This window comes from Anaeromyxobacter oryzisoli, from assembly GCF_022690765.1.
GTDB lineage: Bacteria > Myxococcota > Myxococcia > Myxococcales > Anaeromyxobacteraceae > Anaeromyxobacter > Anaeromyxobacter oryzisoli.
This window is the reverse complement of record NZ_JALCZA010000013.1, coordinates 65,221-89,827: the sequence shown is the minus strand read 5'-3', so window position 1 is coordinate 89,827 and position 24,607 is coordinate 65,221. Positions and strand designations below refer to the sequence as shown.

Annotated in this window: 21 protein-coding genes and 3 tRNA genes; 12 read left to right on the top strand and 12 right to left on the bottom strand. The window is 72.7% G+C overall.

Annotation, left to right across the window (positions count from 1 at the left end; genetic code table 11):
- Nucleotides 1-26 precede the first annotated feature (26 nt).
- A complete protein-coding gene (locus MNZ27_RS06920; RefSeq protein WP_242393308.1) occupies nucleotides 27-1,391 on the bottom strand; it encodes a TldD/PmbA family protein in 1,365 nt (454 codons plus the stop codon).
- 2 nt (nucleotides 1,392-1,393) lie between these two features.
- A complete protein-coding gene (locus tag MNZ27_RS06915) occupies nucleotides 1,394-2,851 on the bottom strand; it encodes a TldD/PmbA family protein (protein ID WP_242393307.1) in 1,458 nt (485 codons plus the stop codon).
- 178 nt (nucleotides 2,852-3,029) lie between these two features.
- On the opposite strand from MNZ27_RS06915, the gene MNZ27_RS06910 reads away from it, so the two are divergent.
- Nucleotides 3,030-3,821: an alpha/beta fold hydrolase gene (locus MNZ27_RS06910; RefSeq protein ID WP_242393306.1), complete on the top strand. Its 792-nt coding sequence runs from the start codon at nucleotides 3,030-3,032 to the stop codon at nucleotides 3,819-3,821.
- Nucleotides 3,822-3,861: 40 nt separating this feature from the next.
- On the opposite strand, the gene MNZ27_RS06905 is transcribed toward MNZ27_RS06910, so the two are convergent.
- Together MNZ27_RS06905 and MNZ27_RS06900 are read right to left on the bottom strand one after the other, a co-directional pair.
- The gene (locus MNZ27_RS06905; RefSeq protein WP_242393305.1) at nucleotides 3,862-4,653 is read right to left on the bottom strand and encodes a hypothetical protein; all 792 of its coding nucleotides are present in this window, start codon (nucleotides 4,651-4,653) and stop codon (nucleotides 3,862-3,864) included.
- Entirely contained in the window at nucleotides 4,650-5,453 is an 804-nt protein-coding gene (locus tag MNZ27_RS06900) for an SDR family NAD(P)-dependent oxidoreductase (RefSeq protein WP_242393304.1), read from the bottom strand. Before MNZ27_RS06900 ends, MNZ27_RS06905 begins: the two co-directional genes overlap by 4 nt.
- Nucleotides 5,454-5,675: 222 nt before the next feature.
- Here MNZ27_RS06900 and MNZ27_RS06895 point away from each other — a divergent pair, with 222 nt between their 5' ends.
- Complete coding sequence (locus MNZ27_RS06895) at nucleotides 5,676-6,524, top strand: hemerythrin domain-containing protein (RefSeq protein ID WP_242393303.1); 849 nt, start codon at nucleotides 5,676-5,678, stop codon at nucleotides 6,522-6,524.
- Nucleotides 6,525-6,797: 273 nt separating this feature from the next.
- On the opposite strand, the gene MNZ27_RS06890 is transcribed toward MNZ27_RS06895, so the two are convergent.
- The 3 genes from MNZ27_RS06890 to MNZ27_RS06880 are packed head-to-tail and all read right to left on the bottom strand — an operon-like array spanning nucleotide 6,798 to nucleotide 8,720.
- Nucleotides 6,798-7,454: a Spy/CpxP family protein refolding chaperone gene (locus tag MNZ27_RS06890; RefSeq protein ID WP_242393302.1), complete on the bottom strand. Its 657-nt coding sequence runs from the start codon at nucleotides 7,452-7,454 to the stop codon at nucleotides 6,798-6,800.
- A 52-nt stretch (nucleotides 7,455-7,506) separates the two neighbouring features.
- Nucleotides 7,507-8,037 carry a zf-HC2 domain-containing protein gene (locus MNZ27_RS06885; RefSeq protein WP_242393301.1) on the bottom strand — a complete coding sequence of 177 codons (531 nt, stop codon included), beginning with the start codon at nucleotides 8,035-8,037 and terminating at the stop codon, nucleotides 7,507-7,509.
- Complete coding sequence (locus MNZ27_RS06880; protein WP_242393318.1) at nucleotides 8,034-8,720, bottom strand: RNA polymerase sigma factor; 687 nt, start codon at nucleotides 8,718-8,720, stop codon at nucleotides 8,034-8,036. Before MNZ27_RS06880 ends, MNZ27_RS06885 begins: the two co-directional genes overlap by 4 nt.
- 131 nt (nucleotides 8,721-8,851) lie before the next feature.
- Between MNZ27_RS06880 and serS the strand changes: the two genes are divergently transcribed.
- From serS to MNZ27_RS06860, 4 genes are all read left to right on the top strand, one after another.
- On the top strand, nucleotides 8,852-10,159 hold the full coding sequence (gene serS / locus MNZ27_RS06875) for a serine--tRNA ligase (protein WP_242393300.1): 1,308 nt from the start codon (nucleotides 8,852-8,854) through the stop codon (nucleotides 10,157-10,159).
- A 632-nt stretch (nucleotides 10,160-10,791) separates the two neighbouring features.
- Nucleotides 10,792-10,881 (top strand) — tRNA-Ser (locus tag MNZ27_RS06870).
- Nucleotides 10,882-10,912: 31 nt separating this feature from the next.
- Nucleotides 10,913-11,004: transfer RNA gene (locus tag MNZ27_RS06865), tRNA-Ser, on the top strand.
- Nucleotides 11,005-11,032: 28 nt separating this feature from the next.
- A tRNA-Arg gene (locus tag MNZ27_RS06860) sits at nucleotides 11,033-11,109 on the top strand.
- A gap of 322 nt (nucleotides 11,110-11,431) precedes the next feature.
- Here MNZ27_RS06860 and mcrC read toward each other — a convergent pair.
- From mcrC to MNZ27_RS06840, 4 genes are all read right to left on the bottom strand, one after another.
- Nucleotides 11,432-12,586: a 5-methylcytosine-specific restriction endonuclease system specificity protein McrC gene (gene mcrC / locus MNZ27_RS06855; RefSeq protein ID WP_242393299.1), complete on the bottom strand. Its 1,155-nt coding sequence runs from the start codon at nucleotides 12,584-12,586 to the stop codon at nucleotides 11,432-11,434.
- Nucleotides 12,587-12,594: 8 nt separating this feature from the next.
- Nucleotides 12,595-14,808, bottom strand: a complete 2,214-nt coding sequence (locus MNZ27_RS06850) for an McrB family protein (protein WP_242393298.1) — start codon at nucleotides 14,806-14,808, stop codon at nucleotides 12,595-12,597.
- A 202-nt stretch (nucleotides 14,809-15,010) separates the two neighbouring features.
- Nucleotides 15,011-15,967, bottom strand: a complete 957-nt coding sequence (locus MNZ27_RS06845) for an HNH endonuclease (RefSeq protein ID WP_242393297.1) — start codon at nucleotides 15,965-15,967, stop codon at nucleotides 15,011-15,013.
- 1,297 nt (nucleotides 15,968-17,264) lie between these two features.
- Nucleotides 17,265-18,671: a vWA domain-containing protein gene (locus tag MNZ27_RS06840; protein WP_242393296.1), complete on the bottom strand. Its 1,407-nt coding sequence runs from the start codon at nucleotides 18,669-18,671 to the stop codon at nucleotides 17,265-17,267.
- Nucleotides 18,672-18,947: 276 nt separating this feature from the next.
- Between MNZ27_RS06840 and MNZ27_RS06835 the strand changes: the two genes are divergently transcribed.
- The 4 genes from MNZ27_RS06835 to MNZ27_RS06820 all read left to right on the top strand — a co-directional run bounded on the left by MNZ27_RS06835 (nucleotide 18,948) and on the right by MNZ27_RS06820 (nucleotide 22,265).
- A complete protein-coding gene (locus tag MNZ27_RS06835) occupies nucleotides 18,948-20,501 on the top strand; it encodes a helix-turn-helix transcriptional regulator (protein WP_242393295.1) in 1,554 nt (517 codons plus the stop codon).
- Nucleotides 20,498-21,472: a helix-turn-helix transcriptional regulator gene (locus MNZ27_RS06830; protein WP_242393294.1), complete on the top strand. Its 975-nt coding sequence runs from the start codon at nucleotides 20,498-20,500 to the stop codon at nucleotides 21,470-21,472. The genes MNZ27_RS06835 and MNZ27_RS06830 overlap by 4 nt, the downstream gene beginning before the upstream one ends.
- A gap of 222 nt (nucleotides 21,473-21,694) precedes the next feature.
- Entirely contained in the window at nucleotides 21,695-21,937 is a 243-nt protein-coding gene (locus MNZ27_RS06825; RefSeq protein WP_242393293.1) for a nucleotidyltransferase family protein, read from the top strand.
- 19 nt (nucleotides 21,938-21,956) lie between these two features.
- On the top strand, nucleotides 21,957-22,265 hold the full coding sequence (locus MNZ27_RS06820; protein ID WP_242393292.1) for a HepT-like ribonuclease domain-containing protein: 309 nt from the start codon (nucleotides 21,957-21,959) through the stop codon (nucleotides 22,263-22,265).
- A gap of 221 nt (nucleotides 22,266-22,486) precedes the next feature.
- Here the strand turns inward: MNZ27_RS06820 and MNZ27_RS06815 are convergent, their stop codons facing one another.
- Entirely contained in the window at nucleotides 22,487-22,894 is a 408-nt protein-coding gene (locus MNZ27_RS06815) for a hypothetical protein (RefSeq protein WP_242393291.1), read from the bottom strand.
- A gap of 406 nt (nucleotides 22,895-23,300) precedes the next feature.
- Between MNZ27_RS06815 and MNZ27_RS06810 the strand changes: the two genes are divergently transcribed.
- Both MNZ27_RS06810 and MNZ27_RS06805 read left to right on the top strand, forming a co-directional pair.
- Nucleotides 23,301-23,762 carry a Spy/CpxP family protein refolding chaperone gene (locus tag MNZ27_RS06810; protein ID WP_242393290.1) on the top strand — a complete coding sequence of 154 codons (462 nt, stop codon included), beginning with the start codon at nucleotides 23,301-23,303 and terminating at the stop codon, nucleotides 23,760-23,762.
- 66 nt (nucleotides 23,763-23,828) lie between these two features.
- Nucleotides 23,829-24,587, top strand: coding sequence for a Mut7-C ubiquitin/RNAse domain-containing protein (locus MNZ27_RS06805; RefSeq protein WP_242393289.1), 759 nt, complete (start codon nucleotides 23,829-23,831; stop codon nucleotides 24,585-24,587).
- The last annotated feature ends 20 nt before the right edge of the window (nucleotides 24,588-24,607 follow it).

Genomic DNA, 24,607 nt, shown 5'->3' with positions numbered 1-24,607 from the left:
AGAGTTCGCGTCCTGACGCTTCGCGTCTACGTCCCCGCCACCTGGACCCCCTCGAACACCAGGGTCGGCGTCCGCATCGCCGAGTACCGGTACGGGTCATTCCCTACCGCGGCGAGGCGCTTCCACAGCTCGAGGTGGTTGCCGGAGACGTTCATCTCGCCGATGGGCTCGGCGAGCTGGCCGCCGCGGACGCGGAACCCGCGGACACCGAGGGAGAAGTCCCCGGTGGTGCCGTTGGAGTTCCCGCCCAGGAAGCCGGTGACGAGGATCCCCTCGCCCATCGCCGCGAGGAGCTCCGCCGGGGAGCGGTCGCCGAGGCGCCAGGCCAGGTTCGAGGCGCGGCCGGTGGTGGGGGCCATCCCGAGCTTCCGGCCGTAGTAGGTGTCCACGTAGTAGCTCCGCAGCGCCCCGCCCTCGAACACCGGGAAGGGCCGGGCCGCGAGCCCCTCGCCGTCGTAGCGGCGCGAGCCGAGCCCGCGCGGGACGAGCGGGTCGTCGGAGACGTCGAGGAGCGGGCTCCCGATCGCGACGCCGAGCTTCCCCTCGAGGAACGACCGGCGCTGCTGGAGAGAGGCGGCGGCGAGGGGGCCGAAGAGCGAGCCCACCATCCGTCCGGCCGCGCGCGCGTCCACCGCCACGGTGAGCACGCCCGACTCGCCCTTGCGGGAGCCGATCCGGGAGAGCGCCCGCTCCCCGGCGCGGCGGCCGACCTCCTCCGGCGACTCCACGTCGGCCCGGTGGCGCGCGCCCGACGAGGCGTACTCCTCGGGGCGGCGTCCGTCGGGATCCTTCACCGTCACCTCGGCGCCGATCCAGAAGTCGGTCGAGCGGCGCGAGCCCTCGAACCCGTTCGTCGCGACGAGGACGCCCTCCCCGAGCGAGTCGGAGACGCTGGTGGTGACCGAGAGGATCGCCCCGGCGCCCGGCACCGCCCGGGCTGCCGCCTCGAGCGCCTCGGCCTGCCGGCGGCGCTCGCTCGCGTCGAGCGCGCCGTGGGTCGGGTCCTCGAGATCGAGGTCCACCTTCGACTGGCCCCGGTACAGCGCCGGGTCCGGGAGGCTGCGGTGCGGGTCGGGGGCGAGCGTCCGCGCGAGCACGATCGCGTCCTCGACGAACCGCTCGAGCGCCTCCGGCCGGAGGTCGCTCGTGGAGACCGAGGTGTACCGACCGTCCACGTAGAGATCGAGCCCCAGGCCGCGGGTGGTCGCCTCCGTGACCTTCTCGACCTGGCCGTCGCGCCAGGCCACCTCGACGTGCCGGGCGCGGTACGCCCCCGCCGCCGCCTCGCGCGCCCCCTTCTTCAGCGCGAGGTCCGCCGCGCGGCGGGTGACCTCCAGGAGCGACCTCGACCCCGCGTCCGCCACCGCGCCCTTCGCCTCCGCCGAGCCCATGGTCACCCCCTCCCCCCGACCGTCATCTTCGCGACCCGCACCGTGGGCAGCCCCTGCGACACGGGCACGCTCTGCCCGTCCTTCCCGCAGGTCCAGCCGCCCTCGTCGATGGCGAGGTCGTCGGACACCATGTCCACCTGCTCGAGCGCCTTGGGCCCGTTGCCGATGATGTTCACGTCCTTCACCGGCCGGGTGAGCTTCCCGTCCTCGATGAGCCAGCCGTTCTTCACGTAGAACGTGAAGTCGCCGGCGCCGATGTTGACCTGGCCGTTCGAGAAGTTCACGCAGTAGATGCCCCGCTTCACCGAGCGGATGATCTCGTCCTTCGCGTGCGGCCCGGGCAGCATGTAGGTCGAGCGCATGCGCGGGAGCGGCGGGTAGCGGTAGCTCTCGCGCCGGCCGTTGCCCGTGGGCGCGACGCCGTAGTGGTGCGCCGAGATCCCGTCGTGCAGGTAGGTCGCGAGGACGCCGTTCTCGACGAGCCGGGTGGTCCCCGCCGCGTTCCCCTCGTCGTCCACGTTGATGGCGCCGCGGGCGCCCGGGTTCGCCGCGTCGTCCACGATGTTCACGAACGGCCGCGCGACGGCCTTGCCGATCTTGTCCGCGTAGATCGAGACGCCCTTCCGGTTGAAGTCCGCCTCCATGCCGTGGCCGATCGCCTCGTGGAGGAGGATCCCGGAGGAGCCGGCGGCGAGCACCACCGGCAGCTCGCCCGCCGGCGGCGCGCCCGCCTCGAACAGGATCGCGGTGCGGGCCACCGCCTCCTTCACCACGCGGTCGAGCCGCTCCGGCGTGTAGAACTCGAACCCGGCCCGGCCGGCGACGTTGTAGCCGTTCTGCTCGCGCCGCCCGCCGTCCTCGGCGAGGACCGAGAGGTAGAGCAGCGTCATCGGCTGGAGGTCCTCGGCGATCCGGCCCGAGGAGTCGGCGACGAGCACCGCCCCGGACTCGTCCCGGAGGAAGACGCTCACCTTCTTCACCCGCGGGTCCGCGGCGAACGCCCGCTCGTTCAGGGCGGCGACGAGCGGGAGCTTCTCGTCCGGGCGGACGTCCTCCCACGGCCGGACGAGCGGGTAGCGATCGGGCAGGTCGGCGCGGATGTGGAGCCGGGTCGGGCCGGAGCGCGCCGGCCCGTCGGCGATGGCCGCGGCGGTCCGGGCGCACTCGAGCAGGGCGGGGAGCGAGAGGTCCTCGGTGTAGCCGTAGCCGGTCTGGTCGCCCTTCACCGCCCGGACGCCGACGCCGAGCTCGACCGACGCGTAGGCCCGGTTCACCGCGCCGTCCTCCAGGCCGAGGTCGGAGCCGACCCGGTGCTGGAAGAACACGTCGGCGTGGTCGGCGCCCCGCGACAGCGCCGCCGCGAGCGTCTCCGCGATCATCCGCTCCGTCACGCCGAAGCGCGCGAAGTAGCCGATCCCCTCGCGCGGCCCGCCCGCGCGCCCCGCTTCCTGTCCCGTCATGTGCACCCCTGCCGTGAAGCCCGCCCGCAGCCGGAGGGCGCGGCCTCCCCTTCTTAACGCGAACCGGAGGTCCCCGCCCCCACCACCTGCGGCGAAGGGCGCGCGGCCGCCCTCCCTCCCCTCCAGGGCCAGGGGGCGCGCGGGTGACGGGCGAGCGGAACTGCTGCATGCTACCGGCATGCCCGTCGCCCACCTGAACGGAACGGAGCTTCACTTTCGGGACGCGGGGTCCGCGAAGGACGCGATCGTCCTGCTCCACGCGTTCCCGCTGCACTCGGGGATGTGGGTTCGCCAGATCGCGACGCTGGAGAAGCGCCACCGCGTGATCGCCCTCGACTACCGCGGGCTCGGCAAGAGCGGCACGCCGCCCGAGGCGACCACGATGGACGTCATCGCCGAGGACGTCCGCGCGCTGCTCGCGCACCTGCGCGTCGAGCGGGCGGCGTTCGTCGGCCTCTCGATGGGCGGGTACGTCGCCTTCGAGCTCTACCGGGCGGCCCCCGGGATCTTCCGCGGCCTCGTGCTCTGCGACACCAAGGCGGCCGCCGACACCGCCGAGGGGAAGGCCATGCGCGAGAAGTTCGCGCGGACGGCCCTCGAGCGCGGGCTCGGCTGGGTCGCGGACGAGCAGGTGCCCAAGCTCCTCCGCCCGTCGCCGGATCCCGCCGTCGTGAAGGAGGTCCGCCACCTCGTCGCCGGCGGCACGCCCGCCGGCGTCGCCGCGGCGCAGCGCGGGATGGCGCGCCGCCCCGACTCCACCGCCACGCTCGCGACCATCGCCTGCCCGACGCTCGTCGTGGTCGGCGAGCAGGACGGGCTCACCCCGCCCGCGGAGGCGGAGGCGATGACGAAGGCGGTGAAGGGCGCCGCGCTCGTGAAGATCCCCGACGCCGGTCACCTCTCCAACATCGAGAACCCCGTCGCGTTCGGCGCGGCGGTGGTGCCGTTCCTCGACAAGCTGCCGGCGTAGGGCGCGACGGGGCGCCCCCGCGTCTGCGCCGCTCGGGCGCCTACGACGGCTCCCGCACGGCCCGCTCGAGGGCGGCCCCGACCGTCGCGACGGCGCGCTCGACCTGGGCGCGCTCCGCGGGGCCGAAGGTCGGGTCCTCGCCCTCGAGCACGTCGAGCTGCTCCGCCACGTACGCGGCGAAGGCCGGCTGCGCCTCCTCGAGCGGCGGCGGCTCCTGCTCGAGCGCCGCGAGCGCGCGCCACTCCACCGGCCCGAGCCGCTCGCCGAAGGCGAGGTCGAACATCACCCACGCCTCGAACGCGAGGTCCTGCGCCGCGAGCGTGCCGCACTCCGGGAGGGGCACCGCGTCGAGCCACGCCGCGAGATCCGGCTGCGCGTTCCCGAACCGATCCCGCCGGCGCTGGACCTCGCGCGGCGGCGCTGCGGCGAGGTTCCTCCACACCGCGTCCACCAGGTCCGCCGGCAGCGCCGGCCCGACCTCGGCGCCGCGCGGCGGGAGCGGCGGCGGCTCGGACGGCTCGGGCACCGCCTCCGGCGCGTCGTCGTGCGCGCCGATCCCGGCCGCGAGCCGCGCCCACAGGCCGAACAGGTTCGCGTAGAGGCGCCGGGCGTCGTCCGGCGTCGCGAAGTGCGGCTCCTCCGGGAAGAGCGAGGGGATCACCGCCGAGCGCGGCTCGCCCGCCGCCTGCGCCCTCTGGAACCTCGCCACGACGTCGTCGGCTCCGCTCGGGGAGCCCACCTCGCGGAGCAGCGCCCCGAGCACCTCGGGGCCCTCGTAGGTCGGGACGATCCCCGGCGTCGCCTCGTCGCTCTTCCCTCGCCTGCGGCTCATGGGTCCTCCGCGGGCCGGTGGGCCCGGCCCGACGCGCGGCGGATGATCGCGCGCGGGGCGAGGCGCACGGCCGCCGTGGTGAGCTTGTAGATCGGGTGCGGCACGCGCACCACCTCGCCGGACTCGAGCTGCCGGAGCGCCTCGCGGGCGGCCGTCTCCGCGGTGAGGACTCCCGGCGTCCGGGCGAAGCGGTCCCCGGTGCCCGCCACCGCGCCGAACTCGGTCGCGACCGGGCCGGGGCAGAAGGCGCCGACGCGCACGCCGCTCCCCCGCAGCTCCTCCGCGAGCCCCTCGCTGAAGGAGAGCACGAACGCCTTGGTCGCTCCGTAGACCGTCATGAACGGCGTCGGCTGGAACGCCGCCGCCGAGGCGACGTTCAGGATCGCGCCCCCGCCGCCCGAGCGGAGGTCCGGGAGGAACGCGCGGCAGAGCAGCACCAGCGCCTCGCAGTTCACGCGGAGCATCTCCACGAGCCGGGCCGGGTCGGCCGCCTCGAACCGGCCGTACAGGCCGAAGCCGGCGTCGTTCACCAGCCACTCCGCGCCGCCGAGCGCGCGGGCCCGCTCGCGGATCGCCTCCGGGGCGCCGGGCGAGGTGACGTCGAGCGGGAGCGGATGGACCGGCGCGGCGCCCGCGTCGCGGGCCGCGGCGGAGAGGGCCTCGAGCCGCTCCGCCCGGCGGGCCACCGCCAGGACCGGGCGCCCACGGCGGGCGAGCTCCAGGGCGAGGGCCCGGCCGATCCCGGCGGAGGCGCCGGTGACGACGGCGAGGCGGGGGACGCGCGGCGGGGCGGTCGTCATGGGCGGGGAGTCTAGCGTGCGCGGGCGGCGGGCGCCCCGGTGAGCGACGCCAGGCGCTCGACCGAGGTGCGCTGCGTGCGGAGGCCCGGTGGCGAGCGACCGGGGATTCCTCGATCGGGCGCGACCTGCCGGCTCGGCGCGCGCCCGCCACCGCGGGGGCTCAACGGCGTCGTTGACGCGCGGCGGCGTCGTGTCGAGCCTTCTGGCCACGAGGAGACGGACGTGGATCCCATCCAGCTCATCCAGAAGGACCACCGCGCGGTGGAGGCGCTCTTCCGGGCCTTCGAGCGCGCGGCGCGCGACGGCCAGGACGGCGAGGAGGGGCGGATCGTGCACGAGCTCGTCCGCGAGCTCTCGATGCACGGCGCCATGGAGGAGGAGCTCGTGTACCCCGCGCTCCGCGCGGCGGGGGTCGAGGACGACGTCCTGCGCGCCCTCGAGGAGCACCACGCGACGAAGCTCACGCTCTTCGAGCTCGACACGCTCGGACCCAACGCGGAGCGGTTCGAGGCCAAGGTCCGGGTGCTCGCGGCCGAGGTGCGGAACCACGTCGAGCGGGAGGAGCGCGAGCTGCTGCCCCGGCTCCGGCGCGCCCTCGATCCCGAGCGGTACCGGAACCTCGGCAGCGCGCTCGCCGACGCGAAGCGGGCCGCGCCGACGCGCCCGCACCCGCAGGCGCCCGACACGCCGCCCGGCAACGTGGTCGCGAACGCCCTGGCGGCGTTCGTGGATCGCGCCCGCGACCTGGTCCGCGACGCGATGGGCGTGATGCGGATGCTCGTCGGTCGCGCCGGGCAGCAGGGCGCGCAGGTGGCCCGCTTCACGATGGGCCGCGCCGAGGCGCGGAGCCGTGAGGTGCTCGGGGAGGCCGCGCAGCGCGGGCGGGAGGCCGTCCGGAGGGGTCGGGCCCGCGCCATCGAGGAGGCCGGCGTCCGCGCCGGCCCCGCGCTCGAGCAGGGCGGGCGCCGCGGCGAGGAGGCTGCCCGGCGCGTCCGGCAGGCCGGACGGAAGGTCACGAGAGCCGCCGCCCGGGCGCAGCCCGCGGCCGAGCACCGGGAGACGCTCCACTGATGATGCATGACTCATCGCCGTGACCGTGCCCGTCACCGTCACCGGCTTCTCCGTGATCCGTGACCCCGATCCCGTGGCCCGTGGCCCATCCCCGTGCTCCGACAGCGAACGGGTCGGAGACGGAGGACGGGCCAGTGGACACGGGAGGCGGGCACGGGTGATCGGTCACGGGCACGGTGACGGGCACCGTTGCGGAGCCCGAAAAAACCAGGGGCGGCGCCGCCACACCTCGGCGACGCCGTCCTTGATGGCGCCACCCCGCGCGATTCCTATCTAGTCGTCATTCTCCATCGGGCAGTCGCCGCCGCGCGGGCAGTCGTCGTCGTCACCCCCGGCCCAGCCCATCCCGCGGCCGCCGGGGCCCATGCCCATCCCGGGGCCCGGCCCCATGCCCATCCGGCCACCCCGCATCGCGCCCGGCCCGTGCCTCATTCCCCGGGGCTCGATCCGCTCGCCGAAGCGCCCGAGGAAGAGCGCCGCGCGGGCCCGCTTCTCGGCCGGCAGGTCCTTCGCGATCGCCTGGAGCATCTCGCGGTCCGACGCCTGGAGCTGGGCGCGCGCGTCGAAGATCCGCTGGATCGCCGCGTCCACCTCGGCGGTGGTCGCCTTCTCGCCGGAGGCCGCCTTGAAGAGCACCTGGCGCGCGTCGTGGAGCTGCCGGCGCGCCGCCAGCCGCCGGTCGTCGAACCTCTTCAGCGTGTCGCCGAGCTTGAGCGCCTGCTGCGGGTCGAGATCGAGCGCCTCGGCGAGGCCGAGCGTCCGGGCGAGCCGCATCCGCTTCTCCATCCGCGCCGGATCACCGCGGCCCGGCCCGAAGCCGGCCCCCGGGCCCTGGGCGCCGCCCTGCGGCTGCCCTTGCGGCTGCCCCTGCGGCCCCTGCGCGAACGCCATCAGGGGATACACCATCAGCGCAACGAGGATCTTCCTCATCTCCGTTCCTCCTTCTCTGTCAGTCAACGGCTCTCGCGAGGCGCGCCCGGACTCAGTAGTCGCCCTCGCCGTCGTAGCCCTCGTCCAGCGCGGCGACCGCCGCGTCGGAGGCCCCCTCGCCGCTCGCGCCGTCCACAGACGCGATCGGCTCCAGCTCCAGCACCTCGGTGTCGCTCCAGAGCTGGTCGAGGTCCGGGGTCTGCCAGGTCGCCGCCGCCGCGGCGGCCTTCGCCGGCGCCTCGGGCGGCCGCGGCCTCAGGAGCGCCGGCGCGGCCACGATCGCCGCCGCCGCCGCGATCGCCCCGGCCACCGCCGCCGCGCGCCTCCACGCGAAGCGCCGCGCCCCGGACCGCCGCACCGAGGCGACCAGGGCCGACGGCACGCCAGCGATCACGCGCCGCTCGTGCTCGGTGACCGGGGGGAGCCGGGCGAGCCCGAGGACCTCCGCGTCGCGCGCCGCCTCGCCCCGGCACGCCGGGCAGCCCGCGAGGTGGCGCTCGACGATCGCCTCCTCGGCGGGCTCGAGCGCGCCGGCGGCGCGGAGCGAGAGCAGCACCTGAAGGTCGGCGCAGGCCGGGCTCACGGATGGTCCTCCTCGACGAGCGCCCGCAGGCGCCGGGTGGCGTGGTGGAAGTTCACCTTCGCGGCGTTCTCGGTGATGCCGAGGGCGAGGGCGATCTCGGAGAAGGGCAGCTCGGCGTCGAGCCGGAGGGTCAGCACCTCGCGCTGCCGCCGCGGGAGCTCGAGCACCGCGCGCCGGACCCGCGCCGCCTGCTCCGCCCGCTCGAGCGCCGCCGGGGCCGCCTCGGCCGGCGACGCCTCCGCCGCGCCCAGGTCGTCGAGCGGCGCCCGGGCGAAGCGCCCCTCGTCGCGCAGGTGGTTCTTCGCGAGGTTCGCCGCGATCCGGACGAGCCAGCGCCGGAACGGGACCTGGCGGCCGAACCGGAGGGTCCGGCGCGAGGCCTCGAAGGCGCGCAGGAAGGTGCGCTGGGCCAGATCGCGGGCGTCCTCGGCGTTCCGGGCGTAGCGGCGCACGATCGCGAGGACCAGCCCCTCGTGGCGACGGAACAGCTCCCCGAACGCCTCGTCGTCCCCCACCAGGAAGGCCGCGAGGAGCCCCTCGTCCACCGGGCGGATGCGCGGCGTCTCCGCCGCCGCGACCGGCTCGCCGCGCGGGGCGCCGCCCGAGGGGGCACGCCCGGCGCCCGCCCCGCCCGCGACCACCCGCAGCGCGGGTCGCCTGCCCTGGTCGGTGTCGTCCGCCATGATGTGGATCCCCGGGGTCACGCCTGTTCCTGACCCCTTGCCCGCCTGGAGGTTAAAGACTAATCCTGCACACCGCCTTCCAGGCCCGTCTTTCCGGGCTGCGACAGCGTGGGAAGGGACCGAAGGGACCGATGCTCGACCTCAAGGCCGTCGCCGCCGACTTCGACACCTACGAGAAGCGGCTCGCCCGCCGCGGCGAGGCCGCCGCCGCGGCGCTCGCGCCGGTGAAGCCGCTCGCCGCGCGCCGCCGCGAGCTGAACGTGCTCCTCGAGAAGCAGAAGAAGGAGCAGGCCGACGCGAACGCGTCCATGCGCGCCCTCGCCAAGGGCGACAAGGCCGCGATGGAGGCCGCCCGCGCCGGCCTCCGCGCCCTCGGCGACGCCGCGAAGAAGACCGAGGCCGAGCTCGGCGAGGTCGAGGCCGAGCTCGAGCGGCTCCTCCTCACCGTCCCGAACGTCCCGCACGAGTCGGTGCCCACCGGGAAGGACGAGCACGACAACGTCGTGGTGAAGACCTGGGGCGAGAAGAAGGCGTACGGCTTCGAGCCCAAGCCCCACTGGGAGGTCGGCGAGGCGCTCGGGATCCTCGAGTGGCAGCAGGCCGCGAAGCTCTCCGGCTCGCGCTTCACCATCCTGAAGGGCGCCGGCGCGCGGCTCGAGCGCGCGATCATCTCGTTCTTCGCCGACGTCCACGGGTCGCGCGGCTACGTCGAGGTGATCCCGCCCTACCTCGTCACCGGCGAGACCATGACCGGCACCGGTCAGCTCCCCAAGTTCGAGGAGGACCTCTTCAAGACGACGAACAACCCGCCGCTCTACCTCATCCCCACCGCCGAGGTCCCGGTGACGAACATGCACCGGGACGAGATCTTCGAGGCGGACGCCCTGCCTGTCTCGTACTGCGCGTTCAGCCCCTGCTTCCGGGCCGAGGCCGGGAGCGCCGGGCGCGACACCCGCGGGATCATGCGGCAGCACCAGTTCCACAAGGTCGAGCTGGTGAAGTTCGCGAAGGCCGAGGACAGCTACGCCGAGCACGAGAAGATGCTCGACGACGCGTGCGAGGTGCTCCGCCGGCTCGGCCTCCACTACCGGGTGTCGCTCCTCTGCACCGGCGACATGGGGTTCTCGGCCGCCAAGACGTACGACATCGAGGTGTGGTGCCCCGGCCAGGGCGCGTACCGCGAGATCAGCTCCGTCTCGAACTGCGAGGACTTCCAGGCGCGGCGGATCCGGGTGCGGTACCGCGGCGAGAACGGGAAGCCCCGCCTCGCGCACACCCTGAACGGCTCCGGCGTCGCCGTCGGCCGTACCGTGGTCGCGATCCTCGAGCAGTACCAGCAGGCCGACGGCACCGTCGTGGTGCCCGAGGTCCTCCGCCCCTACCTCGGCGGCCTCGAGCGCATCACCGCGCAGAAGTTCCCCCGCGGGGTCGAGCGGTAGCCTCTTCTAGGCTCTCGAGCCGTTTTCGAGGGAGCCGCTCCGGGGCGCGTCCGGTACGCGTTCAGGGCGTGCTGCGCCCAGGTGGCGCGCCGATTCTCCGGTGCACTCCGCTCGTAGTGTGGGCCGGCTGGTGGAAAGTGTGGAGAGGCCTGGAGAAGCGGCTCCTCGGGTGGCGAGCGGGCGGGCGCCCGGAAGGGGTGCCGGCCACATGACAGCTCGCCCTGCCCTGTCCCCGCCCCGTCCCCGCCGGTCGCCGCGCAGAAGCCGCTCGCCCTGACGGAGCTCTCCCGCGCAGGGTCACGGAGTCGAAGGCCGCGCGGAGCCGCAGGCCCGCCCGCGGACGTTCGTCCCCCCACCCCGTTCGCGCTGAGCCCCCCTTCGACTCCGCCAGGCTCCGGACAGGCTCCGCGGCCGAACGGCTGCCGCGGGTCGAAGGGCGCGGTCCGGAGACCGTTCACCAGGTGCCCTGGACTCGAGGAGCGCCCGGGTTCGAGGGTCCGAAGAAGTCGTAGCGTTCTCCGCTTGATCCCCGGCCCGCCGTGCCGTATATGGGCGAACTCCAACGGCCGGGCGGCCCGGCCGGGTGATGCTGGAGCAGCAGGTAGCAGCAGGCAACAGAGGACGACGGATTCGGAGGAGTGGCCGAGCGGTTTAAGGCGGCGGTCTTGAAAACCGCAGAGGGTTCACGCCCTCCGAAGGTTCGAATCCTTCCTCCTCCGCCAGGTTGAAGAGGGAGCGACGAGGAAAGGATCTGGAAAGGTGGCCGAGAGGCCGAAGGCGCTGGTTTGCTAAACCAGTATACGGGGTGACCTGTATCGAGGGTTCGAATCCCTCCCTTTCCGCCAGTAAGCTTGCAGTCGCAGCACAGGGTTTGCGCCCTTAGCTCAGTTGGATAGAGCGTCGGACTACGAATCCGAAGGCCAGAGGTTCAAATCCTCTAGGGCGCACCAACATAGGGGCCGGATCTTCCAAGGGATTTCCTGCGGACGGTCCGGCCTCTTCTTTTGAAGCCGCCGGGGTCGTCAGCAAGGTATCAGCAACGGGAGCCATGTTCGGCTGAGGCTCCGGCTGACACGCCTTCCCGAGAATGTTCACGGCCTCCCGCGGCGAGGGTGCGGCACTCGGCCTTGCGGCAACGGCCTGCGCGAGCGGCATCAGCGGGGGCCGGTCGGACTCGCGGCTGCCCGGCACTGATCGCGACCCTGGTCTGCTACGACGTCAGCCTTGCGGCGCGGTCGTCATGGTCGTTCCGCGACGTCGTCAGCGCCGGCTCTACTCCGCGAGCGCCGCTCGCACTGTCGGTGCACTCCCCACCACCTCTTCCAACCTCGCCAAAATCCCCCTCGGCGTCCCCGCCAAGTCCACGGTTGCGAATCGCATAGGGTGCCCCTGGATCTCCACCATTTCGTCGACCTCCCCATCGACGCTCGGGTGGAGCAGGATCCCCTCACATCGCTCGGATGCCTCGTCCCCCGCCCGTTCCTGCGAGCGCAGATACGCGTAAAGCTGGTACAGGTACCCGCTCTTGAAGCTCTCCTCGCGATACCAGCCGCTCGTCACGATCGACGTGAACTTCGTGTCGATGACGATCCGCCGCCCGCTCTCGGGGTGGTCGAGCAGGATGTCGAGCTTCATCGACGGCAGGAGTGCTTCAAGCCCGGCGGTCGGCCGCTCAATGGGCCAGTGGATCGGCTTCCCGCGATTGACGCTCCAGCCGTGTGCGCGGAGCACCCGCTCGTAAAAACCGCCCACGGCTCGCTCGAAGAGCCGGCGGGCCCAGACCTCGTCGCGGCCGGGCGCGAGGAGCCGGTGCACGCCGGCGTCCTCGGTCGGCAACGCCAGCTCGAGCGCGAGCCGCGCCGCATCTACCATGAGCCGGTCGGCGACGTCGTGCCTGCCGAACTGGCCTATGGCGACCGACGCACGCGCCGGGACCTCGCACCCCACGCCGGCTTGGACGAGCGTCCGCTCGAGCGCGCTGCAGCGGTGCCGCAGGCTGTCGTCCTCCACGATTCGCGCCATCGCGGCGAGTGCGGCTCTCACGAGCCGGTTCCGTGGCGTATTGATCGTCAGCGTCTCGAACCGGCACGAAACCTTGCCACGGCTCCACGTATCGCGCCGCGCCGACGCGAGGAGGTCGATGCGGCCGCGTACGCGCGAGAGCTCGGCTGTATCGGGTTCGTAGCCGCGAGTGAGTGGGGTCCTGAGCCGCTGCTCCACGGCGTAGGCGAGAATCTCCGCCACGAGCTCGGCGGTGTCGTCGGGCGCCTCCTCGATCGCGATCGATGCGACTCCGGCTTGCCGGAAGAGGTCCGACGCATAGAACATCAGGAGCCATAGGTTCCGAACGGGGATCCTTCCGACCCTGCCCACCAGTCCGGCACTGCCGTTCGCGGCTGCCGCGGATGGGGTGAGCGCGCCGATCATCCCAGTTCCTACAGCCCTTCGACGAGCGCGCCCCGCGCAGCGAGAGCACGTTCACGAGCGTCGAACCAGTACTCGTCGAGCAGCGGGCCGATCTCGCTCTCTACGACCCCGCGAAACCACTCGCGGGTGATGGGAGCTTCGAAGCTCGGTGGCGGCGTAACAAAGCTGTGGCCGACACGGAACTGGGCGCCCAGCGACGGGTCGCCAGCGATGGTCTCGTTCAACGCCCGCATCCGGTGCTGCACCTCGTTGGCGAATTCGTCGGTCATCCCGCATCGCTCCACTACCCACGCCCGCCACGCAGGCCCGAGCTGCGGCTCCAAGTCCATGAACGCGAACCTCCGACGCAATGCGAGGTCCACGAGCGCGAGGGACCGATCGGCGATGTTCATCGTGGCGATTACGTATAGGTTTGACGGGATGTAGACCCGTTCGCCGGGCCGGGCATGGCAGAGCACCAGCGCCTCATCGGGCGTCCGCTTGTCGGCCTCGAGCAAGGTCAGCATCTCGCCGAGAATCTGCGCCGGGTTCCCGCGGTTCAGCTCCTCGATCACAACGACGAACGGAACGGCCGGCGTCGCGATGGCCGCCTTCACGGCCTCCATGAAGAGGCCGTCTACGAGGACGAGCTTCCCGTCGGCGTTCGGCCGAAGCCCCCGCACGAAGTCTTCGTAGGAGAGGCCGGCGTGGAACTGGACGGCCCGCACGCGGCTCTCGTCGCGCTGGCCGACGAGCGCGTACGCCAGCCGCTTCGCGAGCCAGGTCTTCCCTGTGCCAGGCGGCCCCTGGAGGACCATGTTCTTCTTCGTGCGAAGCTTTGCGAGCATTCGCTCCAGCACCGCGCGTTCGAGAAAGCATCCGTCGGCGACAATCTGGTCGAGGGAGTACGGCACTAGCGGCGCGGCGGGCTGGACTGTAGGGCTAGCGTCCGTCGCAGTGGGACTTCCGTGCTCGCCCTCGGCCGCGTTCTCGCCCGGCTCACTCTCGCTGGGCGACTCGGCTGGCTCCCGGTGTAGCCACGCCTCGAGTGAGGTCTCGGGGTACGAGTGCACGGGAAAGGACGGCTCCTGGAAGCGCGTTTCGAGCACCTCCATCGCCGCGAGATAGTCCTGCGCGCTGCAGCGCCGCTTCGGCCCGCTCCGCCCGATCGCGATCTTGAGCTTGTTCTCGAGGTACTCGCGGCTCTTCGCGTCGAGACCGAGAAATTTCCAGGGGCGAATCCAGTAAAGCCCGATGGTGAGGTTCCAAGCGACTCCGGCGCGACCGTTGGCATGGTCGTAGGCAGCTATGAACTCGGCCCGGGCTGTGTCGTCGCCGTCCGAGTCCGCAAAGGCGAGCGCGGCACGGAGGACGCGCCAGAGTGCAGGGATGTCCTCGGGGTCGCGCTCCTTTTCGAATCCAAAGAACCAGGACTTTTGGTTGTGAAGCACCGGAATGCCGTCGAAGTCGGCGGGGACCGGTTCGGTCACCCCCAGCTTCGCGGCGAGAGCACCGGCGATCGTGCGGCGGTTCTCGGTGGTAATGCCGCGGTTGAATAGGCCGAGGAAGGTGAAGGGGTCGATGTCGCGCACGAACCCCGTGGTGCCATCAGAGAAGCGATCCTCGAGCTGCACGGGGACGTCGCCCTGCTTCGAGATCTCGGCCAGCAACCCCAACAACTCGCCGCGCCGATCGTGGAATGCCGCGAGCCGGTCGGCCAGTGCCTCGTAGAAGCGCGTCCAAAGGAACCGGCGGTCAGCCGGCGCGGTATCACCGAACCGCTCGCGCCAGTATGGAGCGTTCCGAAAGCGCGCGAGGTCCTGCGGCGCGCCCTCGAAGGCGAAGGCGAGGAGCGCGTCTGCCGCCCACTCGCCTGGGAGGACGCGCCAAACCGTGGTGCGGCCAGTGAAGAAGTACCACTCGCGCGGCGGCGAGACGGGTGTCCAGCGGACCTCGAGGCGACGGCCATCGTTCAGATTCTTCGTGACGACGCCGATCGCCTTGATGGCCATCACGGACACGGTGTTGGCGCGCGCGTCGAAGGGCAGGTCGCGCTTCCTCGTGTAGGCGGCCTTGATGGCAATACGGTCACCAGGGCGGATCGAGCGGACAAGGTCGAGGTACCGGTCCTCGTAACCATTCTCCCAGATGCCCTCGGCAACGAAGCGCGCGGTCTGGTCTTCGGTGCCGCCATAGCTGGCGCCAACGAACCAAGCGGCGCCGCCGGTCTGCTGCGTGGTCATGAGTGGTGGCGTTCCGAGTCGAGAGGAGACGGAAGTATAGCCGGGAGAGGGACGCGGGGGGAGCAGGGAGAGACGTCGTCTGACAATCCTTGGTGCGCCGCCGCGGAGGTTGATACGGCCGCGTCCGCCGGGTTGGTGAGCCCGCGCAACTGCCTTGAAGGCGTCAGAGCGCCCGTGCACGACGCGGCTTGAGCCGCGTGCGTCATGCTGCACCCCGCTCGAACACCTGCTCGTTGTGCCACTGTAGCAGCGCCTGATCGGGTCGATCGATCGTCCGATCCGGCAATTGGATCACGCGACCTTGCAACGCGTAGTACGTCTTGCCGTTCTCGAACTCCTCTCGAAGGCGTCCGCTGACCTCGAACCTGAAATCCGGGGTCACCGTCACGTAGCCGCGGTCGAACAGCCGGTGGATGTCCGCGCGCAATAGGAGCCCGTTCCGAACATCGTGCGGCCCGCCCTCTGCGTAGCCGCGGATGTGGGCCACGTCCAAGACCGGAAGCGAATGTTCGCCGCTGACAGCGCACGCACCGTGATAGGCCTGCGTCACTGCCACGCGGAAGGTCCCCTGGCCGAGACGTGGGCGGACGATCTGTGGCGCCCCGTAACGCGGTCCCTCCGCAACCTCCGCCCATTGCGCCTCTTCTTCGGCTGCGAGGGGGACGCGGTGGGCACGCACGCGCTCCAGACACGCTTCCCAGATGCGCCGCCCTTCTCCCTCGAAAACGTCGTAGCCCGCGCCCCGGACGATGTTCCTCGAGAAGTCAGCAGGCTCGGGGACCCAATCCTGTTCCGCGAAGAACACCGGCTGCGAGATCATCAGACAGCCGACCTTGTACTGCTTCGCCGGATCCGCGGATTGACCGCGCCTGTACTTCTCGATTCGCTCGCACATTCCCGCGAAGTTTGGCGCACCGTTTCGCTCGCCGAAGGCTTCCCAAGCGAGCTTCGCGGACACAACCTCGTGCCGCGCGAAGAGGCCGAACCCAGCGATTGTATAGTACGGCTTCTTCAGCCTGAAGAAGAAGGGCTCGCCAGGAGCGAGCGCACGGAACGCGTCGCCGCCCGAGGGCTGCCAGAAGTTCACCTCCTCAAGCGGCTGACGTGCCGCGAGAAACGCGAACCAGTCGAAGTCGGTGTTGGCGACGAAGCCCCTCATGGAACGTAATTGTAGCCGAGCTTAGCGCAAGGCCACCATGCGAAGCCGACCATGCTCAGGGGGTCGCTGTCCCGTCTTCGCGCGACACCACTCAGCTCACGTTTAGTGATATCTGCTGAACGATCGACATCACAACTCGAAGGAGCCGAATGATTCAGTACGACCGCGCAGTCATACAGCAGTTCGCAGATCGGCTGTACGCTCAAGCTGCCGTGTACTGGTCATATTCACACTGGTCGGGCTACTTATTGGCCTAGCCGCTGGCATGGCCCTGGCCACGTCCGCGACAACGCCGGGCATTCTGGCGGCGGTATTGCTGGTTGTGATACTCGGCGCGCTCCTCGGGTACAGCGCCGGCCAGGCCAGAGCCTTCGCGCTTCGCTTGCAAGCCCAGATAGCTCTATGCCAAGTGCAAATCGAGGAAAACACGCGAGCCTACGCTGGCGCTCGCGTCGCGCGTTCAGCGTGACATAGAAAGCCAGTCAAGCGCTGGTCGAGACCTACCGGCGCCGCGTCTCGGAACTGCCGCGCCTGTCCCGTCCAGCGTGAGGTGTCGCCGCCCGAGCCCTCCGTGGCAAGTTGGGCTCGTGCGACCCGCACCCAGCGTTTACCCCCCGCGATCTGCTCCGCCCGATCAGCACCGTCTCCGAGCGGAAGGTCTGGAAGGCGCTCCGCGACAGGCTCCCGCCGGCTGGTACGCCTGGCACTCGCTGCGGCTCCGCGACGGCCGGGCCACCTTCGGCGAGGCGCTCGCGCTCGACTGAACGGCCTCGGCTCGGCAGCTCCGACGCGTGCGCGCAACGCGGAGCACGGATCGGAGCGGCCCCCGACCGCCCCGATCCGGCTCCGTCCCCCGCCACGAGCCCCAGCCGGTCACCACCGCTCTGAGCGCTTCCGCGTGAGACCGCTCCGCTGCGTGCTCGAGATCCTTCATGTCTCTCACCGTACGCCCGCGCCGGACACGCGCCCGCGGGCGAGTTGCCGGAGCGTGCCCGTTCCTCGGGTAGGCTCAGCAGCAATGAGGAGACGGATGAGGACCTTTCCGGACCTGAGGATTCGCGAGCTGGTTTGGGAGAGCCAGCGCGCGGGCCGGATGCTCGACGACCACGATTGGCAGGGAGCCCGACGCGTTCACCGCGCCGCGGGGACCGGTCTGCTAGCGCTCGTTGACCCTCGAGTACCGCGGAAGTCGGTGCGCGCGAGCACCCGTCCACGCTCGCAACACCTTGCGTGATGGCGACCGGCGCCGTTCCCGGGCCGCCTTCTCCCCGGGAAAGGCGGCGCCGGCCCTCTCCCCTCACCACCTCCCCGACCGCCTCCTCGCGATCCCCCCGCGCTTCGCCCCCTCCCGCTTCATCTTCAGCGGCGCCCCGAACGCCTCCTCCATCCGGTCCTGCGCGGCGGTCTTCCCGGCGCGCCCCATCGACCGGAGGTCCGCGTCGGCGGCGGCGTCGTAGAGCGACGAGACGTCCCGGGTCGAGCCTCGCCGCATGCCCGAGCGATACGCCGCCGAGGCCTCGTACGCGTCGCGGGTCCCGACCTTGCCGGCGAGCTTCCCGGCGGCGGCGGCGACGGCGCCGTGCCCGCGGTCGGCGATGGCGTGCTGGAAGAGCACCATCACCTCCCGCGCCTCCCCGTAGCGCCCCTGCCGCGCGGCCTCCTCCGCCTCGATCTGCGCCCGGACGAGCTGCGCGACGGCGACGATCGCGTCCACGTCGGGCGCGGGCGCCGCCTGGGCGTCCGCGGCGGCGACGAAGCGCGCGGTCGCCTTGCATGCGCGCCGCTCCTTCACGAGCCGCCCGTCCTCGAGCCGCTCGAACGCGACCTCCACGTCCGCGACCGCCACCGGCGCGTCGAGCGGCACGGGTCGCGGCGCGAGCCGGGCGGCGAGCACGAGGTGGCGCACCTCGTCCGCGAGCAGGTCCGGCACCCGGATCACCGCGCTCCCCGCCTCCTCCCGGGCGTCCACGTCGCTCACCACGTCCGTGAGCGCGCCGCCCTCGCGCGGCGTCACCCGCACCTCGATGGCCTGCGCGTACGTGGAGAGGAGGCCGCCCAGCTCGCGCGCGAACGCGGTGAGCGCGTCCTCGGGGCTCCGCACGGAGGCGTAGTTGCCCCTCCCGAGCGTCGCCAGCTCGCGGAGCAGCTCGTGATCGACGTCGTCGCCGTAGCCGAAGGCGGACACGGTCGCCGCGCCCAGGTTCGCCTCGAGCAGGCGGCGGAGCTCGGCCGGCGTCTTCGCCGGCCCCTCGTTCGCGTGGCCGTCGGTGAAGAGGATCACCCGCACGAGCATGCCCTCGGGGAGCCTCGTCACCTTCGCGTGGTCGAGCCCGGCGAGGAGCCCGCCGCCGAGGTTGGTGTTCCGGCGCGCTCCGAGCCGCCCGATCGCCGCCTTCAGCGCGTCCTTCCGCTCCTGCGTCATCTCCGCGGGCGCGGCGAGCGTCTCGACCTCGGTCGAGAACACCACCACGCCGCAGAAGTCCCCGGGCGCGAGGTGGTCCACGAGCTTCAGGATCGACTGCTTGGCGTAGTGGAGCTTCGGGCCCTCCATCGAGCCGGAGACGTCGAGCACGGGGATGACGCAGACCGGCTGCCGGGTGGCAAGCGCGTTCCCGTGCGGCGAGGCGAGGGAGACGACGAGGTGGACGTCCTTCGCGTCGTCGAAGCGGACGTTCTCGAACGTGAGCTGGGCGGTGGTCTTCATGGCCTCGACCCTACCCGCCGGGCGGACACGTCCCGGCCGATCGGAGGCGCCGCCGGGCCGCGCGCCGGAGCCGGAGCAGGCTCGGTTCGCCGCCCTCGGCGCGCCGTCGTCCTCCGGCGAGAGCCCGCCCGGGTGCGGCGACGCGAGGGACGCCGCGCCAGGGTGGAGCGTGGAGCGCCGCGACCGCGGAGGCGGCTCGGCTTCTCGGCGGTCGGCGTCGAGCGGCACCCTCCGCCCGGAGCAACTCCGTGTCCGCGGACGCAGGACGATGCCGGCATGCTCCGGCCCCGCGACCAGCGCGCGCTCCTCGACCTCGCCCGCGCCTGCCTGCGCTCGCGCTCGGTCCGCATCCGCTTTCGCGACACGGAGCGGTCCACCGCGCGCCGGCTCGTGGACGTGCTCGCGCTCTCGTTCGAGCCGCCGCGGTGGGTCGTGGCGACCTGGAGGCGCGAGTCCCGGTCGCTCCGGGTCCTCGACGTGGCGCGGGTCCTGGGAGTTTCGCCGGGGCGCCGCCGCGCCGGGCGTCCGCCGGAAGCCTTCGATCCGGTGTTCTTCGCGGTCCGCGGGTTCCTCGACCCGGGCGCCGGCCCGCCCGTCCGGACGACCGTCCGCCTCGGCCCGCCCTGGGCCGCGGTCGCGCGGGCGCTCTTCCCGGCGTGCGAGCTCGCGCGCGCTCCAGGCGGCGCGGTCCTGCTGCGCGTGAAAGCATCACGTCCCGAGATCGTGGGAGCGCTCGCGCAATCCCTCCTCCCCGGCCCGTGGAGTAGACTCAGCGTCACTCCGATGGCCAAGGCCCCCGCGAAGCAGAAGTCTCACGAGGCGCGCCTCCTCCGCCTCGCCGCCTGGATCCTCTCGCAGCCCGAGCCGGTCCCCCGCGCCGAGATCTACGCCCGCTTCCCCGAGTACAAAGGGAAGCCCGGGGCCGCGGAGAAGATGTTCACGCGCGACAAGGACGCGCTGAAGCGACTCGGGTTCCTCGTCGAGACCGTGGAGCTCGGGGGCGCGGACGGCTATGCCATCGACGCGCGCGCGTCGCTGCTGCCGCCGATCGAGCTCACCGCCGAGGAGGCCGCGGCGGCGTGGACGGCCGGCGTGGGGGCGCTCCGGCTCTCCCGGCACCCGCTCCAGGCCGAGCTCGAGAGCGCGCTGCGCAAGCTCGTGGTGGGGACACGGTCGCTCCCGCCGCGCGCGGCGGCCGCCGAGGAGCTCGACGCGGCGACGGGCGCGGAGGACGGCAAGCTCCTCCGCGGCCTGGTGGACGCGTGGGAGAAGCGGCGCCGGCTCCGGATCTCGTACTGGCGCGCGGCGACCGGCGAGGTGGTCGAGCGCGAGGTGGACGTGTACGGCTGGGCGCGGCGGCGCGGCGAATGGATCTTCGTCGGCCACGACCACCTCCGGGACGCGGTCCGCATCTTCTATCTGTCGCGGGTCCGGGCGCTGCGGAAGGTCGGGCTCCCGAAGGGCGCGGCGCAACAGCGGTCGCAGCGCGGGAAGGACGGGGACTACGACGTGCCGGAGTCGTTCGACATCCGGCGCTGGTCCCGGCAGCAGATCTGGGACTACGACGTCCACCCGCCGGTCGCCGCGACGGTGCGGTTCCGCGGATCGCTCGCGGGGATCGCGCGCCAGCTCCTCCCGGGCGCGCGCGTCGAGACCGACGGGACGGGCGCGCGCGTCGCCCGGCTCGAGGTCCGGAACCTCCGCGGGCTGGTGCGCCAGGCGCTCGCGTGGGGGCCGGACGCGGAGGTGACCGAGCCCGCGAGCGCGCGCGAGGCGGCCCGCGAGGTCCTCGTGTCGCTGGTCGAGGCCGGCACCGGGGGGACGCCGTGACCGGCGCCTACGATCTCCGGCGCCTCCGGCGCCTGCTCCTCCTCCTCCCGGCGGCGGCTCGCGCGGCGCGGAGCAACCGCGGCGTCCCGCTCGCCGAGGCGGTCCGGCTCACCGGGGCGCGCTCGGCGGATCAGGTGAAGGAGGACGTGGACGCGCTCCAGTCACTCTGGGTCGCGCCGGGCGAAGGCGAGTCGCTCGTGGACGTGTACCTGGACGACGGCGAGATCCAGGCGACGTACGCCCAGGCGTTCGGCAGGCCCCCCGCGCTGTCCCTCGCCGAGGGCGCGGTCCTCCTCGCCGCGCTCGCGCCCTTCGAGGAGGGCGCGGGCAAGCCGGCACGCACCGCGGCGCGGAAGCTCCGCCGGGCGATCCCGGAGCCGCTCCGGCCCGCGGCGGACCGGCTCGCGACCGGGCTCGACGTCGCCTCGGCGCCGCCGGAGCCGTGGAGCGGCGTCCTCCAGGAGGCGATCGACCGGCGCCTCGAGACGGCGATCGAGTACCAGGCCGTCGGGGACGCCGCTGCCGAGAAGCGCGTCGTCGAGCCGCGGCTCCTCTTCCAGCGGGAGGGCCGGTGGTACCTCGCCGCCTGGAACGTCGCGAAGGAGGCGGAGCACCTGTTCCGGCTCGATCGGATCGTCACCGTCGAGCCCGGCGCGCGCGTCTTCGGCGAGCACAAGGGGCCGCCCGTCGCGCGCTACGGGAAGGGGAGCCTCTACTTCGAGTCCGGCGCGGAGCGCGACGTGACGCTCCGCTTCCGGGACGGCGCCGTCCGGCTGGCGCGCGAGCGGTTCGGGGCCCGCGTGCGCGAGAACGCGGACGGCACGGTCAGCGTGTCGCTGAAGGTGACGCCGGGGAACTACCTGCTCGGCGTGGTGCTCGGGTACGGCGGCGCGTGCACGGTCGAGGCGCCGGACGACGTGGCGGCGCAGCTCCGGGCGCGGGTGGAGGAGCTGCGGCGGCTCTACGCCTGATCGTCCGGGGACGCGTGCGGGGCTCCGGCCGGAGTCACCCAGCGAACGAACGATCCCCTCCTCGATACCTGGTGCCCCCTGCCGGGTAGGACCACGCATAATACCGACGACGCCTCCGAGCCGGGATGCTCGTGGGGTTTGGCAGTGACCTTCGCCTCCCCTATCATGCCTCCCGTGCGGCGCTCCGATGCTCTCCGGGTCATTGCCTTGCATGAGGCAGAGTTGCGCGCACTCGGCGTGCGGGCCCTCTCGATCTTCGGTTCCGTCGCGCGCGACGAGGCGACCGCCGGGAGCGACGTCGACGTCCTCGTGGAGTTCGATCGACCGGTCGGCTTCTTCCACCTGTTCGACGTGCAGGAGCAGCTCGAGGCCCTCCTGGGTTGCAGGGTCGATCTCGTGACCCCCGGCGGCCTCAGGCCGGAGCTCAAGCAAGCCATCCTGGCCGAGGCGGTCCGTGCCGCCTAGGGAGTGGCGACCGCGGGTCATGGACATCCTGGCCGCCGTCGAGCGGATCGGGCGCTACACCACCGGCCTCGACCGCGCCGCCTTCGAGCGCGACGAGCGGACGGTGGAGGCGGTTTGCTTCGCGCTGGTCGTCATCGGCGAGGCGGCAGCGCACGTGCCCGACGAAGTGCAGGCCACCGCGCAGCAAATCCCGTGGCGGAAGATGAAGGCCATGCGAAACATCGCCGCCCATGAGTACTTCGGGCTCGACCTCGGCACCGTCTGGCAGACAGCCACCGCGGATGTCCCAGCGCTGAAGCCGCTCCTCGAGGCGCTGCTCGCCCGCTAGCATGGGTGGCCGGAGTGAACCAGCCCGGTGGTCTCATCCGCCCACGGTCAGTACGCGCGCTCACGATATGCCCGCATGGCCGAGGCTTCCGCCATCGCCGAGGATGGGCTCGTGAGCGCCGGCGCGGGCAGGCTTTCGATGCTGCGGGCCGGCTCGAAGCTCGTCGCCGCCGACGACTGGGCTGCCGAGGGAATCTCGCGGCGGAGCGACCAGCGTCGCAGCTACCGCGCCCCGCCCGGCCCCGGCTGGCTCCTCGCGGCGACCACGGCCGCGGTGACCCACGCGACCGCTTCCGTCTCGTCCGAGAACGGCCTCACGGTCACCGACGTGTTCCCGAGGATCTGCGAGGTGCTGAACCCGCGGGTGGCGACGACGACGGCGGGGTTCGTCGTGACGACCGCGATCGCGGCGATCCGCATCGTGCGGTCCTTGGTCAGCTCGGTCCAGTAGCTGGGGACCTCGTGCGAGACCCACTGCACGGACGGGGACACGACGAACATGATCCCGAGCGGCTGGAGCAGGGAGGTCTTCCGGAGCGCCGCTACCAGGTCACCCTGCGCCGCCGGCGAGAGCGCCTCGGGGGTGTCGTAGCGGACCACGAATACGCCGGCTCGATGCACGAAGCTCACGTGCTGCAGGTTATCAGAACGTAGGGGCCGGGAACTACAGCCGCCGCGCGATGCGAGCGCGACGCGGCGCGCAGCCGTGCTCAGAGCAGCTCCTGCGCCCGCGCCGGGCGTTCCGCTCCACGCGACCATCACCCAGGTCGATCTGCTGCCGAGCCGTCGGCGAGAAACGGACCTTCACCGGCAGCCCCCCGGTCCGCGCCGCTTCGACCGCCGCTGGAGGAGCGGTTCGCGAGCGACTTCGCCCGCGCGGCTCGTGGCTGGGCTCGGCGCGGCGGCTCGGCTGGGGCGCCTCCGCGAGCGGTTGCGAGGCCACCCTGGCCGGGCTAGGTGATCCGGTGCGCGAGGCATCGGGCCCGCGCGTCACGTCCCGCCGGGAGCGACCAGCCCCGGCGAAAGGAGAGCAGCGATGTTCCCGCACATGATGGGTGGTGGGTGCTGGCACGCGCACGGCCGCGGCTGCGGTGAAGGGGTCGGGCACGGCCACGGATTCGGCATGATGCACGGCGGAGGTCACGGCGACGAGGGAGGCCCCTTCGGCGTTCGCCGCCCGCTCCGCTTCCTCGCCTACCGCCTCGAGCTCGACGAGAAGCAGACGGAGGCGATCGCCCGCATCATCGACGAGCTCAAGACGGAGCGCGCCCAGGTCGCGGTCGACGAGCGGCGGGCCGTGTCCGCGTTCGCGGACGCGCTCGAGGGCGACGCCCTCGACGCCGCGAGGCTCGGCGAGGCCGGCGCGTCCCGCGTGCGCAGCGCCGAGCGCCTCCGCGACGCGGTCGTGAAGGCGCTCGGGCGCATCCACGCCGTCCTCGCCCCGGAGCAGCGCAAGCAGTTCGCGTTCCTGATCCGAACCGGCGCCGTCCAGTTCTGATCGTGAGCCGCGCCCGCCCCGCGCCGCCGCCCGGCGCGGCGGCGGGCTGGCTCGAGCGGGCCACCGATGAGCCGCGCGCGGTTCAGGTTCTACGCGGAGCTGAACGACTTCCTCCCGCCGGAGCGGCGCTTCCTCGAGTTCACCCACGAGTTCCGCGGCGGGCCGTCGGTGAAGGACGTCATCGAGTCGCTCGGCGTGCCGCACACCGAGGTGGACCTCGTGCTGGCCGACGGCGAGTCGGTGGACTTCGCGTGGATCCTCCGCGACGGCGCGCGGGTGAGCGTCTACCCCGTGTTCGAGTCGATCGACGTCGCGCCGCTCGCGCGCGTCCGCCCCGCGCCGCTGCGCGAGGTGCGGTTCGTCCTCGATGTCCACCTCGGCCGCCTCGCGCGATACCTCCGGATGCTCGGGTTCGACGCGCGCTGGCGGAACGACGCGGGCGACGAGGAGATCGCGCGCGCCGCGGCGACCGAGCACCGGATCGTCCTCACGCGCGACGCCGGCCTGCTCAAGCGGCGGATCGTGACGCACGGCTACCTCGTGCGCGAGGCCGACCCGCGGCGCCAGCTCGCGGAGGTCGTCCGCCGCCTCGACCTGGTCCGCGGGATCGCCCCCTTCCGGCGCTGCCTCTGCTGCAACGCGCTGCTCGAGGACGTCCGCAAGGAGGACGTCCTGGACCACCTGCCGCCGCGCGTCCGCGAGCGGCACGAGCGGTTCCGCCGGTGCCCGTCGTGTGGACGCGTCTACTGGGCGGGCACGCATCACCGCCGGATGGAGCAGGTGATCGAGGAGCTCCTCGCGAGCGAGCGCCCGGCCGGCGGCTGAGCGCGACGGCCGCGGTGCGG